Consider the following 15,500-nt stretch of genomic DNA (forward strand, 5'->3'; position numbering starts at 1 on the left):
GTCAGGAGCTACGCGGCACGACCAGGCCGGATTCGTACGCCAGGATCACCAGCTGGGCTCGGTCACGGGCATGCAGCTTGGCCATGGCCCGGTTGACGTGGGTCTTCGCGGTCATCGGGCTGATCAGCATCCGGTCCGCGATCTGGTCGTTGGACAGGCCCTGGGCGACCAGGGCGACGGTCTCGCGTTCGCGGTTGGTCAGCTCTTCCAGGCCCCTGCCGGTGCCCATGGTGAGCGGCTGGGTGACGTACCTGTTGATGAGTTTGCGGGTGATCGACGGGGCGAGCAGCGCGTCACCGCGCGCGGCGACGCGCACGGCGTGCAGGAGGTCTTCGGGCACGATGTCCTTGACCAGGAATCCGGCCGCGCCGGCGCGCAGCGCGTTGAAGACGTATTCGTCGAAGCCGTAGTTGGTCAGGATGACGACGTGGACGGCGGCCAGGGCCGGGTCGGCCGCGATGCGCCGGGTCGCCTCGATGCCGTCGACGACCGGCATCTGGATGTCGACGAGCGCGACGTCAGGCAGATGTTGCCTGGCCAGCGCCACGCCCTGCAGCCCGTCACCGGCCTCGGCCACCACCTCGATGTCGTCCTCGAGGTCGAGAAGCGCGCGGAATCCGCTGCGGATGAGCGGCTGGTCGTCGACCAGCAGGACCCGGATCACGACGTCCGGTCCACGGGGAGTTCGGCCTGGACGGTGAAGCCGCCCTCGTCGCGCGGCTCCGCACGCAGGCGGCCGCCGAGTGCGGTGACGCGTTCGCGCATCCCGAGCAGCCCGACGCCGGGCACCGGGGCGGTGTCCGGGCCGGCCTTGCCGTCGTCGTCGATGCGGATCGCGAGGGCGTCCGGTCGGCAGTCGATCCGGACGGACGCGGTAGCGGCGGCGGCATGGCGGGCGACGTTGGTGAGCGACTCCTGAACGATCCGGTAGACGGTCCGGCCCACCGCGGCCGGCACGTCGTGTGTCTGGCCCTCGATCGTCAGCGTCGCGTCCAAGCCGATGGCACGCGCGCGTTCCACCAGTTCGGGGACGTGGTCGAGCCCGCGTGGCGGGGTCGTGTCGTCGTCGCGCAGTGCCTGCAGGGTGGCGCGCAGCTCCCGGGTCGCCTCCCGCCCGGCCGCCTGAATCGCCAGCAGGGCCTCGGGGACCTGTTCGCCACGCCTGCGGGCCACGTGGACGGCGACTTCGGCCTGCACCTTGATGATCGAGATCTGATGGGTGAGCGAATCGTGCAGTTCGCGCGCGATGTGCAGCCGCTCCTCGTCGGCGCGGCGGCGCGCGGTCTCCTCCCGGGTGCGCTCGGCCTCCTCCGCCCGCCGCTCGGCCTGCCGCAGCGCTTCGCCCGCGGCGCCGGCCGCGACCAGCCAGGCGATCTCCAGAGCACCTCGGGCCTGCGCGAACGCCTCGCCCGTGTCGTGCAGGCCCGAGGCCAGGGCCGCGAGCGGGAGGGCGGCCAGCATGGTCACGCTCGCGGCCACCGTGATGACGCGATGCCCGGCCCGTACGGCGGCGTAGACCGCGAACAGGTACGCGACGGCGGGCACATCGAAACCGGCCGCCTGGTAACCCACCGCGCACAGCCCGGTGACGATCAGGACAGGGACCGGAGCCCGGCGGCGCGCGGCCAGCGCCAGGCCGCCCGCCGCCAGCAGCGCGTAGCCGAGCGGGCCGAGGTCCGTGCCGGAGCTCTGCCCGGACAGCCCGGTGACCAGCAGGACCGCCGTCACGCATGCGGCGATCGCGCAGTCGACGACCCCGGCCCGTCCTGTGCTCATGCGCGCACCTTAGCCGCATGCCCGCGCGGGCGAATCCTGCGGACGGATGACGGGCCGGATACCGCACCCGCGGTACGTCGGCGGATCATGCGGCGTTCGCGGCAGCCGGCTACGGCGTCGGCGGCAGCCCGAATCACCCACGTCCGCCGGACGACCGGCGACGGTTCCGCGGACATGCTCAGGTGCAGTCCCCTAGCCCCCAGTCCCCCCGAACCTTCAGACCCTCAGACCCCCAGCCCACCAGCAGTACAGAAGTCAGCAGCACAGCAGTCAGCAGTCAGCAGTCCAGTCCAGTCCAGTCGCAGGAGGAGAGCCTCATGTCAGTCAAATCCGTGCTTGTCGCAGTCGGTGCCGGACCGGTGGTCGCGCACGTCCTCGCGCAGCCGGACCCGGTCAGTGCCTACTCCATGACCGCCGGCCGCCTCTGGTCCCTGGTGGCCGCGGGGCTGGGGCTGGCCGGCGCGGTGATCGGCGGGCTGGGCCTGGCCCGTGCCGCCCGGCGTACCGGCCCCGGCCGAAGGGGAGCCGTCGCGGCCCTGGTGGCGGGGCTGGCCGGCGCGGTCATCGGCGCGCTGGTCGTGGCCGCCGCCGAGGGTGGCCCCGGCACCGGCTACGGCATCGTCGGGGGCTACCTGGCCCTGGCGGTGGGGCTGATCTCCATGGCCCTCGGCGGGCTGGCTCTGGCCCGCTCGCGCCGCACCGGCTGAGGCGCGACCCCTTCGCCAGTCCGTATCATCTCGGCATGGTGCTGCTGAAACCGGAGCCCTGGCTCAGTCGGCGGGCGGTGCTCCTGGCCGCCGGCGGGTTGCTCGCCGGTTGCTCCCAGCGGTCCGAGGTCGGCGAGGTCCGTCTGCGGCTGGCCACCGGGCCGGCGGGGGCGGTGTACCGGCGCATCGGCGGTTCGCTGGCCGAGCACATCTCCGAGCAGGTGCCGGGCGCCACGGTGAGCACCGTGCCGAGCGGGGCGTCCACCGACAACATCCGGATGCTGCGGGCCGGCGAGGTGCATCTCGGGCTGACGAGCCTGGACGCGCTGATCACGTCCGACGGCAGCGCGCCCGAGGGGCTGTCGGCGATCTGCCGGCTCTATGACAGTCACCTGCATCTCGTGGTGATGGCCGGTTCGGCGATCGACGCGTTCGGGGACCTCAAGGGCAAGCGCGTCTCCCTCGGCGCCCGCGACTCGGGCACGGAGTTCACGTCGCTGCGGGTCCTGGAGCTCGGTCTGCTGGACGCCGACGGCCGCTACCTCAGCCAGGCCGCGTCGGCGGCGGCCCTGCGCGCCGGTGAGATCGACGCGATGTTCTCCCTGACCGGCGTCCCGACCCCCGCCATCACGGACCTGGCGCAGCGACACCTGATCCGGCTGATCCCGTTGGAGGAGCAGGCGGACGGGCTCTTCATCGCGTTCCCCGGCCCCTACACGCCGGCCATGATCCCCGCGACCGCCTACTCCGGCGTCCCGGCCACCCGCACCGTCGCGGTGCCGAACGTGCTGCTCGCGCGCAGCGACCTGCCCGACGATCTGGTGTACGCCGTCACCGACACGATCTTCACGCACACCGGTACGATCGCGTCCGCCTGGCACGACGAGACCGGGGCCGAAGCCGTTCCCGAAGCGGTTCCGGAGGCATGGCACATCAATGTCCGCACCGGGATCTCCACCGCGTCGATCCCGCTCCATCCGGGCGCGGCCGCCTGGTTCCGCGACCGCAAGCACTGACAGCACTGACGGCACTGGCCCCGCGCCGGGTCCTCAGTCGGGAGCCACCGGTAGGACGACCACCGCGGCGAATCCGTGCCCGGAGCCGTCCGGACGCGGCAGCCCCTCCTCCAGCCGAAGCTCGCCCCCGGCCGCCCCGACCAGGTCGGCGCAGATGGCCAGCCCCAGGCCGGTGCCGGACACGTTCTGGTGCCGCGGCGACCGCCAGAACCGCTGCAGCGCCTGGGCCCGCTCGGACGCGTCGATCCCCCGGCCGTCGTCCCGCACAGAGATCATGACCACGCCCGGACCGTCGGGGACCCGGGCGGACACCTCCACCACCTCCGCGTCCGACAGCCGCAGCGCGTTGCTGATCAGCTCGTCCAGGATGCTGCCCAGTCCGCCCGTCGGCTCCAGCAACCGCAGCCCCGGCGGCACGTCGACCGCCAGGGTCTGCCCGGCCGTCGCCGTCAGCGCCCGCCACCGGTCCACCCGGGTCGCCAGCACCGCGTCGAGATCCACCGGCGACGCCGTCCGGATACTCTCCATCCGGGCGCTGGCCTGCAGCGCGTTCAGCAGCCGCTGCATCGCCTTCAGCTCGTCGACGGCGACGTCGTACATCTGCCGCCCGTCGCCGGCCGCGCGCAGATGCGGCTCCAGGCTCTCCACGGCGAGCCGGAGGCTGGTCAGCGGGTTGCGCAACTGGTGCGACGCGTCGGACACGAACGCCCGCTGCCGCTGCACGGCGTTCTCGACCGCGTCCATCATGGTGTTGAACGACCCCGCCAGCCGGCGCAGCTCGACCGGGCCCGCCTCGGCGTCCGCCCGGATGGTGAGGTCGCCCTGGGAGATCCGCGAGCTCGCCGCGTCCAGCTCCCGCACCGGCCGCAGCACCCACGCCGACACCGGCCAGGCCACGGCCACCAGCGCGATCAACGGCAGCAGGCCGAGCGCGGCGAGCCAGGCCCACAGGACGAGGATGCGCCGGCGGGTCTTCGACAGGTCGGAGATCGTCACGACGGCGCCGATGACCTCGCTGTCGCGGCCCACCGGCTCCGCGACGACGAGCGCGGAGTCACCCCACGGCGCCCAATCGCCGGACGGCTCGGGCCTCGTTCCGGCCAGGGCGGCGGTCACGATCCGGGGCAGCGCCGACTCGTCCCGCGCCGCCCGCTGGTACGCGCCTCCCGGTCCGAGCAGCACCGTGCCGGAGGTGTCGATCACCGCGACGGGGATGCCGTACAGCTCGTGGTAACGCGCCAGCTCCTGCTGGAGCGCCTCGATCCGCCCGGTGGACAGCGCCGTCTCGGCCAGCGACGCGAACCGGCCGACGTCGTTGAGCCGGTCGACGTACGTCTCCTGCATCTCCCGCTCGGCCACGGTCACGCTGAGCGGGACCCCGAGCGCCGCGACGAGCAGCACCGCGAGGGGCACCAGGACGATGAGCAGGCGACGGTGCACGGCTGCGTCAGCCGATCAGCTCCGGCCGGTCGGCCAGGAGCCGATAGCCGACCCCGTGGATCGTGCGGATGAGCACGGCCGGCCCGAGCTTGTTCCGTAACGCGGCGATGTGGGTGTCGAGGGTGCGGCTGGAGGACTCCCAGGTCGCGCCCCAGATCTGGTCGAGGATGACGTCGCGGCTGACCACGTTCGGCGCCCGCCTGGCCAGCAGCAGGAGCAGCTCGAACTCCTTGCGGGTCAGCGTCACGGGCGTGGTGTCGACGGTGACCTCGCGGGTGCCGACGCCGATCCGCATCGGGCCGAGGACCAGCGGCTCGTCCGGGTGGCTCAGCGCCCGGGCCGCCCGGGTGCGCCGCAGGACGGCGTCGATCCGGGCCAGCAGCTCCGGGACGCCGAACGGCTTCACGATGTAGTCGTCGGCGCCGGCGCGCAGGCCGCGGACCCGTTCGTGCTCCTCCGAGCGCGCGGTCACGGCGATGACGGCGGTCTCCGGGCGGTCACGCAGCTTGCGGATCACGTCGAGCCCGTCGCCGTCGGGCAGCCCCAGGTCGACGAGGACCACATCGGACGGGGCGGCACGCACGGCCTCGGCGGCGGTGGCGAGGCGGTGGACCTCGAAGCCCGCCTGGACCAGGACGCTCACCAGACCCCGCGCGACGCGGTCGTCATCCTCGATGATGGTGATCCGCATACCGGATTGTACGACCCGGATCGACGCGTGCGTCACCCCTGCAGTTCTTGGGATTTCTCTGACGTTCAGCGCATTCCTTGGGATTCCTCTGACACTATCCGCGCCGCCGCCAGCCCAGACTTAGGCCGCGCACACACGAGGAGGCCGCGATATGAGAACGCCCAGCAGGTACGGGACCACCGCGCGGATGATCACCGCGATCGGCGTGGTGTCGCTCGTCGCCGCCTGTGCCGGAAACGGCGGCACGACAGGCGCGGGCCCCACCGGCGAAGGTTACCCGGACCAGAACATCACGTTCGTCGTGCCGTTCAGCGCGGGCGGCCCGACGGACACCGTCACCCGCATGATCGCCGCGCCGATGGCCGCCAAGCTCGGCGGCAAGGTCGTCGTCCAGAACGTCGAGGGCGCGGGCGGCACGGTCGGCGCCGGCGAGGTCGCGCGGGCCGATCCCGACGGCTACACCGTGCTCATGCACCACATCGGCATGTCGACGGCGCCCTCCCTGTACCAGAACCTGGGCTTCAAGCCGCTGGAGAACTTCGAGATGGTCGGGCTCGTCACCGAGGTGCCGATGACCGTCATCGCCCGCAAGGACTTCGCGCCCGCGACGCTCCAGGACCTCGTGACCCACGTCAAGGCGAACGCCGCCAAGGTCACGATGGCCAACGCCGGCATCGGCGCCGCGTCCCACCTGTGCGGCCTGCTGTTCCAGACCGCCGCCGGGGTCAAGCTCCAGGAGGTCCCGTACGAGGGCACCGGCCCCGCGCTGACCGACCTCGTCGGCGGCCAGGTCGACTTCATGTGCGACCAGACGACCAACACCAGCGGCCAGATCGCCGCGGGCGAGGTGAAGGCGTACGCGGTCACCACGCCGGAGCGGGTGAAGAGCCTGCCTGACCTGCCCACCACGACCGAGGCGGGGCTGCCCAAGCTCCAGGTCAGCGTGTGGCACGGCCTCTACGTCCCGAAGGGCACGCCGCAGGACGTCGTCCAGAAGCTGTCGGAGGCGCTGAAGGTGGCGCTGGCCGACCAGAAGGTCATCGACCAGATGGCCAAGCTCGGCACCGCGCCGGTCCCGGCCGAGGACGCGACGCCGGAGGCGCACCGTACCAAGCTCGAAGAGCAGCTCGTCACCTGGGCGAAGGTCATCGCCGACGCCGGTGTGAAGGCCTCCTGACGTGGAGCGCCGCCGATCCTTCCCGGACGTCCTGGCCGGGGGGCTCTTCATCCTGATCGGTGGCGCGTTCGTGGTGGGGTCGCTCGGCTACGAGCTGGGCACCCTGCTGCGGATGGGCCCCGGCGCCTTTCCCCTGTTGGTCGGCACGCTCGTGGCCGGCCTGGGGCTGGCGATCGTCGTCAAGGGACTCGTCGCCGGCGAGGTGATCACGTTCGGGCCGATCCCCTGGCGCGCGGTCGCCGTCATCGTGGTCGCCGTCCTGTTCTTCGGATTCACCGTACGGGGCCTCGGATTCATCCCGACGTCGGCGGTGACCGCCCTGCTGACCACGCTGGCCAGCACCCGCGTACGACCGCTCATGGCCCTGGCCGTGACCGCCGGGCTGACCCTGGCGAGCACGCTCATCTTCGTCGTCGGACTGCAGCTGCGGATCCCGCTCTGGGGCCCTTGGCTGGGGTTCTGACACGGCATCTGACACGGCATCCGGATTGAGGCATGGAACTTCTCGACAACCTCGCGCTGGGCTTCTCGACCGCCCTCCTCATCCAGAACGTCCTCTACTGCTTCCTAGGAGTGCTGCTCGGGACGGCGGTGGGCGTGCTGCCCGGCATCGGGCCGACGGCGACGGTGGCGATGCTGCTGCCGATCACGTTCAGCTTCGAGCCGGTGACGGCGCTGATCATGCTGGCCGGCATCTATTACGGCGCGCAGTACGGCGGCTCGACGACCGCCATCCTGATCAATCTGCCGGGTGAGTCGTCGGCGGCGGTCACCGCGCTGGACGGGCACGAGATGGCCCGGCAGGGCCGGGCCGGCGCGGCGCTGGCCGCCGCCGCGGTCGGCTCCTTCATCGCGGGTACGATCGCCACCGTCGTGCTGGCCGTCGCGGCTCCGCCGCTGGCCCGCGTCGCGTTGCAGTTCGGGGCGGCCGACTACTTCTCGCTGGTGCTGCTCGGCCTGATCGTGTCGATCGCGCTGGCGCGCGGCACGGCGCTCAAGGCCCTGGCCATGATATTCCTCGGCGTCCTGTTCGGCACGGTCGGCCAGGACATCTACACCGGCACGCCCCGGTACACGTTCGACCAGCGCGAGCTGTACGGCGGCATCGACTTCGTGTCGGTCGCCGTCGGCATGTTCGGGGTGGCCGAGATCCTGCGCAACCTGGAGAACGAGCAGACCCGCACGGCGATCGTGAGCAAGGTGAAGAACCTCTGGCCGACCCGCGAGGACCGGCGCCGCATCGTCGGCCCGATCCTGCGGGGCACCGGCCTCGGCGCCGCGCTCGGCATCCTGCCCGGCGGCGGCCACGTGCTGGCCTCGTTCACCTCCTACGCCGTCGAGAAGCGGATCTCCAAGCGGCAGCAGGAGTTCGGGCACGGCGCGATCGAGGGCGTCGCCGGCCCCGAGTCGGCCAACAACGCCGCCGCGCAGACGTCGTTCATCCCGCTGCTCACCCTGGGCCTGCCCGCCCACCCGGTGATGGCGCTGATGGTCGGCGCGTTCATCGTCCACGGCATCACCCCCGGCCCGAACGTCATCACCGACGAACCGGAGCTGTTCTGGGGCTTGATCGCGTCGATGTGGGTCGGCAACGTGCTCCTCGTGCTGCTGAACCTGCCGCTGATCGGCATCTGGGTCCGCATGCTGCGCATTCCGTACCAGGTGCTGTTCCCGATGATCATCCTGTTCGCCTCGATCGGCACGTACTCCCTGGGGTTCAACGCCTACGACGTCTACGCGATCGTGTTCTTCGGGATCCTGGGCTACATTCTGATCAAGTGCGGCTGCGAGCCGGCGCCGCTGCTGCTCGGCTTCGTCCTCGGCCCCCTGCTGGAGGAGAACCTGCGGCGGGCGCTCATCATCGAGCGCGGCGACGCGTCGGTCTTCTTCACCCGCCCGATCTCCGCGGTCCTCCTGGCCCTGGCCGCGGCGGCCCTGGTCGTCGCCGTCCTCCCGGCGATCCGCAAGCGCCGCGAAACCGTGTTCACCGAGGAGGAGTAGGAGGCTTCGCGGACATGTGGTGGGCCGGTCAGTCTCCGTGGCCGGTGATGGCGGTGACCCGGATCTCGACGCGCATGTTCGGGGCGCCGAGGACCGGCACGCCGGTCTCGGTCCAGATGGGTGCGCGGTCGCCCATGCGCTTGCGGAACTGCTCCACCATGACGCGGTTGTGGACCTCACCGATGAAGTCGGCGGAAGTGGGGATGTGGTACGAGTTCACGGCGATGACGTCACGCCAGGTGGCGCCGGCCTCGGCGAGGGTTCGTTCGACGTTTTCGAAGGCCTGAACGATCTCGTCCTCGAGGGACTCGGGGAAGTTCCAGTCATCGTCCCATCCGCCTTGACCCGAGGTCTCGACGCGGTCGCCGACTCGAACCGCCTGGCTGTAGTGCATGTTGGCTAGCTGTGTCTCGCCGTATCCAGGTGTGGCGAAGAACTCCGGCTCACTCATGCCGATCCCCTCAGGTTGACTTCATGCTTGAAGTGAACGTATCAGGCTTTCACTTCACGCGTAAAGTCACGAACGCTCGGTAGGGTGAACCCATGGCCATCGCCGCGACCCCGAACCCCGGTGGGAATTCTCCCGAGGAGACGTTGTGGCTGACCTCGGACGAGAAGGATGCCTGGACCGGGCTGGTCTCCCTGGTCCTCCTGCTGCCGGGGCGGCTGGAGTCGCCGCTGCAGCAGGAGTCCGGCCTGACCCTGTTCGAGTACCTGACGCTCAGCCACATCTCCGAGGCCCCGGAGCGCCGCCTGCGGATGAGCGAGCTCGCCTACCTGGCCAACGGCTCCCTCTCGCGCCTGTCCAACGTCGTCAAGCGGTTCGAGCAGCGGGGCTGGGTGGAGCGTTCGCCCGACCCCGACGACGGCCGCTACACCATCGCCGCCCTCACCGACCTCGGCTTCGAGGTGGTGGCCGCCGCCGCGCCCACACACGTGCGCGCGGTGCGGCAGTTCGTGCTCGACCCGCTCACCGCCGCCGACCAGCAGGCGCTGGCGCGCATCGCCGCCAAGCTGCGGGTACGGCCCGTCGACCTGGCCTAGCATTACATCAGGGCTCGATGAGGACCTTCAGGGCGGCGCGGTCGTTCATCGCACGGTAGCCGTCGGGCACCTGCTCCAGGGTGACCGCACGGTCGAACACGCGGCCCGGCTCCAGGGTGCCGTCCAGGACCTCGGGCAGCAGCTCCTCGATGTAGGCGCGGGCCGGGGCGACGCCGCCGGTGACGGTGAGGTTGCGGAAGAACTCGCCGAAGCCCATCGGCATCTCCTCGTACTGGGGAGCGCCCACCCGGCTGATCGTGCCGCCGTCGCGGGCCACGGCGAACGCCGTCTCGATCGCCTGCCTGGTGCCGACGCACTCCAGCACGGTGCGGGTGCCGTCGCCACCGGTCAGCTCCCGTACCCGCTCGATGCCCTCCTCGCCGCGGTCGGCGACGATGTCCGTGGCGCCGAAGTCGCGGCCCAGCTGAGTACGCTCCCGGTGGCGGCCCATGAGGATGATCTGCTCGGCGCCCAGCCGTCTGGCGGCCAGGACCGCCGACAGTCCCACCGCGCCGTCGCCGATCACCGTCACCGACGCGCCCTGGTCGACGCCGGCGGTCACGGCGCTGTGGTGGCCGGTGCAGAACACGTCCGACAGGGTGAGCAGAGACGGCAGCAGCTCGGAATCCTCGCCGACGGGCAGCTTGACCAGCGTCCCCTGGGCCTGCGGGACGCGTACGGCCTCGCCCTGACCGCCGTCCACGCCGTCGGCCCCCCACAGGCCGCCGTGCCGGCAGGAGGTCTGCAGGCCCTCGCGGCAGAAGTCGCAGGTGTTGTCCGACCAGACGAACGGCGCCAGCACGACGTCCCCGCGCCGCAGCCCGGACACCTGCCCGCCGAGGTCCTCCACGACGCCGAGGAACTCGTGCCCGATCCGCTCACCCTCCTCGGTGGCCGGCCGGGACTTGTACGGCCACAGGTCGCTGCCACAGATGCACGAGCGGAGCACGCGTACCAAGGCGTCGGTGGGCTCCCGCAGGACCGGGTCGGGCACGTCCTCCACGCGCACGTCGCCGGCGCCGTAGATCAAGGTTGCACGCATGAGAGCCTTCCGTCCTTCGGGTAGTCATCGTTGGACTACCCACGGCCGGTCGAGGCTGGGTGACCGGTGTACCTGGTCGAGGCCCGTTATCGGTAAATATGCCCATCAGGCCGGCTGGCAAGGAACCCGCCCGCCCACGTCGGCGCAGTCGCCTCTCCGAAGGGCTGTTACGGCGTTCTCAGGGCAGCCCGTACCTCCTCTTGATCGCTGCTGCCTCCTCCTCGGTCACCTCGATCGGTGTACGGCCCAGCGCCGCCCGCAACTCCCCGACGATCCTGTCCTCCGACGCCCGCACGCGGGATCGCAGCTGGGCGAACTGGTCTCCGAACAGCTTCGCCGTCGGCCCGGTCCACACGGTTCCGCTCTGGAACTGCCGGTAGGGCGTCTCGATGCCGCCGTCGATCTCCTCGATCAGCGGCTCGACCACGCGCAAGGCGTTGCGCAGAGCCTCGTGCAGGGGATTGGACACCAGAGCCGCCATGGTCAGTCCTTCGCAGTACGGGGAGCGCTCGCGTCAGTGATCAGTTTGGGGGCGATCAGCTTCATCAACGCGATCACATCGGCCGCGCTGTCCCGTCCTTCCACTCCCTTCGACATTCCGACGAACAGCTGCGCCTCTCCTCTCACCAGCACGGCACCTGCCTGGTTCTTCTCAACCGTTCCGCCTTGGGTGTAGAAGCCGATCCCGCCGGGGACGATCTCGGGCAGCGGCTTGTCCCCGGCTTTGATCTGGGCCTTGACCCACTCCTCTCCGCCTTCAGGAGTCAGGTCGACGTCGATCAGCTTCTTCCTGCCCGTCGGCTGGTAGATGGCACATCCGCCCACGCCCACCCCATCGCCGAATTCAAGGTCGAAATCACCGCGCGCAATCGGTTGGCGCACGCCCGTCATCAACTCCACAGCGTGCAGTGGAATGTGGTCGCAGATGTAGGGAGGCGCGGCGACTGCCGGCAGCGGTGTCCTGTCAACGGGAGGCTTCTGGGTGCTTGTGCAACCAGCCAGCACCAGAGCCAGGCCCAGAGCGGTGGCAATTCTCATTTGTGCTCGCTGAAGGCGCGGTCGTAGGCATCGACCAGCTCCCTTTTCGTTTCCTTCCATATCGTGCCCTCGTGGTCGTCCTCCGCCCACTGCTCGTAGGCGTCGAAGTGCGGATGCTGGGTAGCGTTCTCAGGTGTCATCTCCCCCAGCGTCATCAAGGTCCCGTCGGCTTTGAGAAAGCCCAGGGAACGGCGAGTCTCCTGGCCGAAGAGCCCGTGGTCGAACATGGCCTGGGCCATGAGTTGGGTCGCCAGGAACTCTGAGCTGGCCTTCGTCATGTTTGCTTCGTACGTCGCCTGGTTTTGGTTGACCTCGGTCTTGGCGCTGTCCTCGATCAGGCTGGTCCAGGCGCCCACGACGCCGGCTGTAATGGGCCACCCGACCTTCTGCGGAATCGCCAGCCCGGTGTTGACCACCGCCATGATCTCCTTCATCTTCCGCTCCTGGGCTGCATCCAATTTCTGGCCCTCAGCTATACGAGCGAGCCCCGTCGCGTCGGTGATCAGGCCGAACCCTGCGCCCGCCTCCTTCGCAGCGGCTACGAAGCTCTTGCGGTCGCCGCTCGCGGCACTGTGGTCGAGCAGTCTCTTTGACCACACGGTTTGGGCTGCCATCAGCATCGAAACGTTCTTCGGGTCTTCCTCGAACGCCTCCTCCATGACCACCCGTACGTCTTCTGTGCGTAACTGCGCACCCCACGGCTCGTTCGGCGGCCAGTGCGCGGGGTTGATGGTGCGCACGCGAGCCCCGCTGAGCCCTGATTTCTTCGAGACGTAGGCGACATCAGGAATATAGGCGGCAAGGATGAGCGCGGTCGTGCTGGCCGGAATGGCCGATTCACCGCCCTTGTTGATCCGCTCACGCTGCAACTCGACGAACTCCGAGGCTAGTTTGGCTGATAAGAAACCGCGGGACGGATTCTGCTCCGTGCCGTCGCGGTCTCTGAAGACTGTGGTGGCCGCCTCCACCGCCTTGCCCACCACTTCCTTGCCGTTCATTGTGGGCCGTTCGAGGAGGAAGTGTTTGAGGGCCGTAGGGTCCTTGGCGAAGAAGTCCTGGGCGACGGCGGGGTTGCGGGCCAGTGCCGTCATCATGTCCACTATCGGGTCCTGGTGGAAATCACGTAAGACCGTTCCGCCCTGAGCCGGTGTTTTACGATCGTGGGCGTCGATGGCCCTGGCCGCCTGCAGCAGGAAACCCGCGTCGAACGAGCCGTACTTGATCGCCTTGGCGAGGGCCTCGTGATCCGAGGGTTTGGAGACGGCGATGAACTCCTCGCGCCAGCCGGCATCCAACCGAGGGCTGGCCGTACCGAGAGCCTTGCTGAGCGCGACCTGGAGACGGTGGAGCTCCTTGTCACCCCTCACTGTTCTGGCCATGACAGCCCGGTACGTGGTCGGGCCCAGCGCGTGCATGAGCATCGTGGCGAAAGCGGGATCGCCAATCCGTCTCTCCAACTCCGAGAGGACCTTCTTGTCGATCTTGCCGGTTTTCGCGGTTTCGGCCAGGCGATTCGCGGCGGCGTAGACGTCGGTGTCGCTGGATGAGCGGTTGTAGAGGGCCTCGTCGAAGGGGACCATGCCGGCGGCATCGGCACCCCACGTTGTGGTCAGCGACTGGACGGTCGTATTGCGCCGGCGTAACTCTGGGCGTTTGGAGCTGATGAAGTTGCCCATCTCGCGAAGAGCCGCCAGGGCGGAGACGTCGAAATCAAGCCGGCTCAGAGCCTCCCGGATGCGTGGCTCGTGAGCACGGATCGTGGACTCGACCCTGCCGAGGTCACGCTCGAAACGGTCCATTTCCGCAGGGGTGATGCCGGAGTAGTTCCAGTTAGGAGGGGCGGGTGTCAGGGATGGTTTTGCTGTGGTCTGCGCTGGTGGCGGTGTGGGCTGGTCAGAGGGCCGGCCCGGCGTCGGTAACGGGGTGGGGGTTGGCTGGGCGTAGTTCCCTGGGGGCTGGTCGGACTTAGCCTGTGGCGGTGGGGTTGGGAGGGCGTCGGGTACCGGGTGGCTCATGATGCGCCTCCGCCGACGCGAACAACCGGCCTGATTCCGATCCCAGCGCGCCGCCTCGATGGAGGCTCGTAGCGTAATAGCATGGTCATTCCTGGCTTTGGGGACGCGCCGTCGCCAGGATGTACGGGAAAATCGCTCTTGGGGTTCGCGTCCGGGAACGCGAGGTCGGCGAACTCCCCATGGCCACTCCCCCGAGGATGTGGGTTATAAGGCAGGAGTCAAGCACACCGGCCAATCCCGGGTAAACGCTCTACGCGTCTCTATAAACAACCGGAATTAGACTCGCGTAATATCAGACGGCTCGGAATGCGCATTACTGCGCGTCAGTAGGGGACCTTGACGGAGGTCGCGATGCTCCAGGGGCCGCAGTCGGAGCTGAAGGTGCCCCGGTCGCAGCCCTGGACGACGAAGGCGGCCCTGACGAGCCCGCCGTGGCCGTTGGAGGTGATGCAGGTGTCGCCGTCGCACGTGGGGTCGATGGAGTAGGCACCGCTCCACGGGGTCAGCCGGGCGACTTTCACCTGGGTGGCCTTGCCGCCGTCGACGCTCCAGCGGACGTTGAAGAAGTCCCAGTCGCGCCCGAGGCCGCTCCAGCGGAAGACGGCCTTGCCTTTGGTGTAGTAGGCGCGGACCAGCGTGCCGCCGCCGAGGTTCGGGGACCAGACGATCTTGCCGTTGCGGAAGGTCTGGTACGAGCCGCGCTGGTTGGCGTAGCCGTACTCCTTGGTGGTCGGGCAGCCGTAGACGCTCCGCTCGCCGCCGTTGGAGCGCCACAGGTCGCCGACGAGGCTGCCGGCCGGCGCCACCAGGGCGGGGTCGCAGGCGGCGGCGCTCGCGGGGGCGGCGCCGATCGTGAGGGCCGTGGCGGCCGTGCCGAGAGCGGTGACGAGGCCGAGGAGGGTGCGCTTGTGCGGCATCGGAGTGATCCTTTCCGGTGTTGGTTTCCGCACTCTGTGTAATACGAACCACTTGAAAGGGGGCGACGGCGGATTGCGGCCCACTTGCCGGACGCTTTCCGCCGCCCCCGCTCGATCAGTGCAGACTCCCGGACGCCGTGCCCGCCAGCGGAGTGTCGTCGGTGTATCTGACCTCGTAGACGCGCTCCGCGAACCTCCAGCCGTCCGAGGTTCGCTGGTACCGGTCGTGGTAGATGGAGTAGTTCTGGTGCGAGCTTCCGTCGCGGAAGCGGCCGAACTCCGCGACGTATGCGCGGCCGATCGCGGTGTCGCCGTCAACCTGGATGGTGCCGGGGTGCGTGTTCTGCACGAAGTACTCCCAGAGGCTCTGCAGTCGCTCGATCCCGGCGCGGATCTCCTCCCGGCTGCCGAAGTCGACGTTGGCGTCGGGGATCCGCCACACGCCGTCCGGGGTGAACAGCGCCGCGAATCGGTCGTAGTCGCGCATCATCCCGGCGTCGGTGAACTCGCCGCGCAGCGCCTCGATCTCAACGCGATCAGCGATGTCCTGAAAATTGCTCATCAGTGCTCCCCTTGTCCCATCGAACATCCGGCCAGCCGGTGATGGACCCGAAGCGGCCCCAGGCTACGAAGGCG

General features: G+C 69.6%; 17 protein-coding genes. 6 read left to right on the forward strand and 11 right to left on the reverse strand.

Annotated features, from left to right (window positions below; translation table 11 throughout):
- Window position 1 precedes the first annotated feature (1 nt).
- Window positions 2–664, reverse strand: a complete 663-nt coding sequence (locus ACIBQX_RS40480) for a response regulator (RefSeq protein ID WP_397014189.1) — start codon at window positions 662–664, stop codon at window positions 2–4.
- On the reverse strand, window positions 661–1,776 hold the full coding sequence (locus ACIBQX_RS40485) for a sensor histidine kinase (RefSeq protein WP_397014191.1): 1,116 nt from the start codon (window positions 1,774–1,776) through the stop codon (window positions 661–663). Before ACIBQX_RS40485 ends, ACIBQX_RS40480 begins: the two co-directional genes overlap by 4 nt.
- Window positions 1,777–2,093: 317 nt before the next feature.
- Between ACIBQX_RS40485 and ACIBQX_RS40490 the strand changes: the two genes are divergently transcribed.
- Window positions 2,094–2,483 (forward strand): DUF6223 family protein, encoded by a 390-nt coding sequence (locus ACIBQX_RS40490; RefSeq protein WP_397014193.1) that lies wholly within the window; start codon window positions 2,094–2,096, stop codon window positions 2,481–2,483.
- 35 nt (window positions 2,484–2,518) lie between these two features.
- Window positions 2,519–3,499, forward strand: coding sequence for a TAXI family TRAP transporter solute-binding subunit (locus ACIBQX_RS40495; RefSeq protein ID WP_397014195.1), 981 nt, complete (start codon window positions 2,519–2,521; stop codon window positions 3,497–3,499).
- A gap of 33 nt (window positions 3,500–3,532) precedes the next feature.
- Here ACIBQX_RS40495 and ACIBQX_RS40500 read toward each other — a convergent pair whose 3' ends face one another.
- Together ACIBQX_RS40500 and ACIBQX_RS40505 are read right to left on the reverse strand one after the other, a co-directional pair.
- A complete protein-coding gene (locus ACIBQX_RS40500; protein WP_397014197.1) occupies window positions 3,533–4,939 on the reverse strand; it encodes a sensor histidine kinase in 1,407 nt (468 codons plus the stop codon).
- Between the two features lie 7 nt (window positions 4,940–4,946).
- The gene (locus ACIBQX_RS40505; RefSeq protein WP_397014199.1) at window positions 4,947–5,630 is read right to left on the reverse strand and encodes a response regulator transcription factor; all 684 of its coding nucleotides are present in this window, start codon (window positions 5,628–5,630) and stop codon (window positions 4,947–4,949) included.
- Between the two features lie 151 nt (window positions 5,631–5,781).
- On the opposite strand from ACIBQX_RS40505, the gene ACIBQX_RS40510 reads away from it, so the two are divergent.
- The 3 genes from ACIBQX_RS40510 to ACIBQX_RS40520 are packed head-to-tail and all read left to right on the forward strand — an operon-like array spanning window position 5,782 to window position 8,808.
- Complete coding sequence (locus ACIBQX_RS40510) at window positions 5,782–6,807, forward strand: tripartite tricarboxylate transporter substrate-binding protein (RefSeq protein ID WP_397014201.1); 1,026 nt, start codon at window positions 5,782–5,784, stop codon at window positions 6,805–6,807.
- Between the two features lies 1 nt (window position 6,808).
- Window positions 6,809–7,270, forward strand: coding sequence for a tripartite tricarboxylate transporter TctB family protein (locus ACIBQX_RS40515; protein WP_397014203.1), 462 nt, complete (start codon window positions 6,809–6,811; stop codon window positions 7,268–7,270).
- A gap of 32 nt (window positions 7,271–7,302) precedes the next feature.
- Window positions 7,303–8,808 carry a tripartite tricarboxylate transporter permease gene (locus tag ACIBQX_RS40520; RefSeq protein WP_397014205.1) on the forward strand — a complete coding sequence of 502 codons (1,506 nt, stop codon included), beginning with the start codon at window positions 7,303–7,305 and terminating at the stop codon, window positions 8,806–8,808.
- Window positions 8,809–8,836: 28 nt separating this feature from the next.
- Here ACIBQX_RS40520 and ACIBQX_RS40525 read toward each other — a convergent pair whose 3' ends face one another.
- Window positions 8,837–9,259: a Rid family hydrolase gene (locus ACIBQX_RS40525; protein ID WP_397014207.1), complete on the reverse strand. Its 423-nt coding sequence runs from the start codon at window positions 9,257–9,259 to the stop codon at window positions 8,837–8,839.
- Between the two features lie 92 nt (window positions 9,260–9,351).
- On the opposite strand from ACIBQX_RS40525, the gene ACIBQX_RS40530 reads away from it, so the two are divergent.
- Entirely contained in the window at window positions 9,352–9,852 is a 501-nt protein-coding gene (locus ACIBQX_RS40530; protein WP_397014209.1) for a MarR family winged helix-turn-helix transcriptional regulator, read from the forward strand.
- Window positions 9,853–9,859: 7 nt separating this feature from the next.
- On the opposite strand, the gene ACIBQX_RS40535 is transcribed toward ACIBQX_RS40530, so the two are convergent.
- From ACIBQX_RS40535 to ACIBQX_RS40560, 6 genes are all read right to left on the reverse strand, one after another.
- A complete protein-coding gene (locus ACIBQX_RS40535; protein ID WP_397014211.1) occupies window positions 9,860–10,894 on the reverse strand; it encodes a zinc-dependent alcohol dehydrogenase family protein in 1,035 nt (344 codons plus the stop codon).
- A gap of 178 nt (window positions 10,895–11,072) precedes the next feature.
- Window positions 11,073–11,375 carry a hypothetical protein gene (locus ACIBQX_RS40540; protein WP_397014213.1) on the reverse strand — a complete coding sequence of 101 codons (303 nt, stop codon included), beginning with the start codon at window positions 11,373–11,375 and terminating at the stop codon, window positions 11,073–11,075.
- A 2-nt stretch (window positions 11,376–11,377) separates the two neighbouring features.
- Window positions 11,378–11,932, reverse strand: coding sequence for a hypothetical protein (locus ACIBQX_RS40545; RefSeq protein ID WP_397014214.1), 555 nt, complete (start codon window positions 11,930–11,932; stop codon window positions 11,378–11,380).
- On the reverse strand, window positions 11,929–13,731 hold the full coding sequence (locus ACIBQX_RS40550) for a hypothetical protein (RefSeq protein WP_397014216.1): 1,803 nt from the start codon (window positions 13,729–13,731) through the stop codon (window positions 11,929–11,931). Before ACIBQX_RS40550 ends, ACIBQX_RS40545 begins: the two co-directional genes overlap by 4 nt.
- 539 nt (window positions 13,732–14,270) lie before the next feature.
- Complete coding sequence (locus tag ACIBQX_RS40555) at window positions 14,271–14,864, reverse strand: LGFP repeat-containing protein (RefSeq protein WP_397014218.1); 594 nt, start codon at window positions 14,862–14,864, stop codon at window positions 14,271–14,273.
- A gap of 115 nt (window positions 14,865–14,979) precedes the next feature.
- Window positions 14,980–15,426: a nuclear transport factor 2 family protein gene (locus tag ACIBQX_RS40560; RefSeq protein WP_397014220.1), complete on the reverse strand. Its 447-nt coding sequence runs from the start codon at window positions 15,424–15,426 to the stop codon at window positions 14,980–14,982.
- Between the last annotated feature and the right edge of the window lie 74 nt (window positions 15,427–15,500).

The organism is Nonomuraea sp. NPDC049714 (assembly GCF_044465295.1).
In the GTDB taxonomy this organism is placed as follows: Bacteria; Actinomycetota; Actinomycetes; order Streptosporangiales; family Streptosporangiaceae; genus Nonomuraea.

Bases quoted from the DNA above. Each gene is read 5' to 3' on its own strand.
- ACIBQX_RS40545 (WP_397014214.1), bottom strand. From the start codon at position 11,932: ATGAGAATTGCCACCGCTCTGGGCCTGGCTCTGGTGCTGGCTGGTTGC.
- ACIBQX_RS40530 (WP_397014209.1), top strand. From the start codon at position 9,352: ATGGCCATCGCCGCGACCCCGAACCCCGGTGGGAATTCTCCCGAGGAG.
- ACIBQX_RS40540 (WP_397014213.1), bottom strand. From the start codon at position 11,375: ATGGCGGCTCTGGTGTCCAATCCCCTGCACGAGGCTCTGCGCAACGCC.
- ACIBQX_RS40485 (WP_397014191.1), bottom strand. From the start codon at position 1,776: ATGAGCACAGGACGGGCCGGGGTCGTCGACTGCGCGATCGCCGCATGC.
- ACIBQX_RS40520 (WP_397014205.1), top strand. From the start codon at position 7,303: ATGGAACTTCTCGACAACCTCGCGCTGGGCTTCTCGACCGCCCTCCTC.
- ACIBQX_RS40505 (WP_397014199.1), bottom strand. From the start codon at position 5,630: ATGCGGATCACCATCATCGAGGATGACGACCGCGTCGCGCGGGGTCTG.
- ACIBQX_RS40560 (WP_397014220.1), bottom strand. From the start codon at position 15,426: ATGAGCAATTTTCAGGACATCGCTGATCGCGTTGAGATCGAGGCGCTG.
- ACIBQX_RS40525 (WP_397014207.1), bottom strand. From the start codon at position 9,259: ATGAGTGAGCCGGAGTTCTTCGCCACACCTGGATACGGCGAGACACAG.
- ACIBQX_RS40535 (WP_397014211.1), bottom strand. From the start codon at position 10,894: ATGCGTGCAACCTTGATCTACGGCGCCGGCGACGTGCGCGTGGAGGAC.
- ACIBQX_RS40490 (WP_397014193.1), top strand. From the start codon at position 2,094: ATGTCAGTCAAATCCGTGCTTGTCGCAGTCGGTGCCGGACCGGTGGTC.
- ACIBQX_RS40550 (WP_397014216.1), bottom strand. From the start codon at position 13,731: ATGGACCGTTTCGAGCGTGACCTCGGCAGGGTCGAGTCCACGATCCGT.
- ACIBQX_RS40510 (WP_397014201.1), top strand. From the start codon at position 5,782: ATGAGAACGCCCAGCAGGTACGGGACCACCGCGCGGATGATCACCGCG.
- ACIBQX_RS40495 (WP_397014195.1), top strand. From the start codon at position 2,519: ATGGTGCTGCTGAAACCGGAGCCCTGGCTCAGTCGGCGGGCGGTGCTC.
- ACIBQX_RS40555 (WP_397014218.1), bottom strand. From the start codon at position 14,864: ATGCCGCACAAGCGCACCCTCCTCGGCCTCGTCACCGCTCTCGGCACG.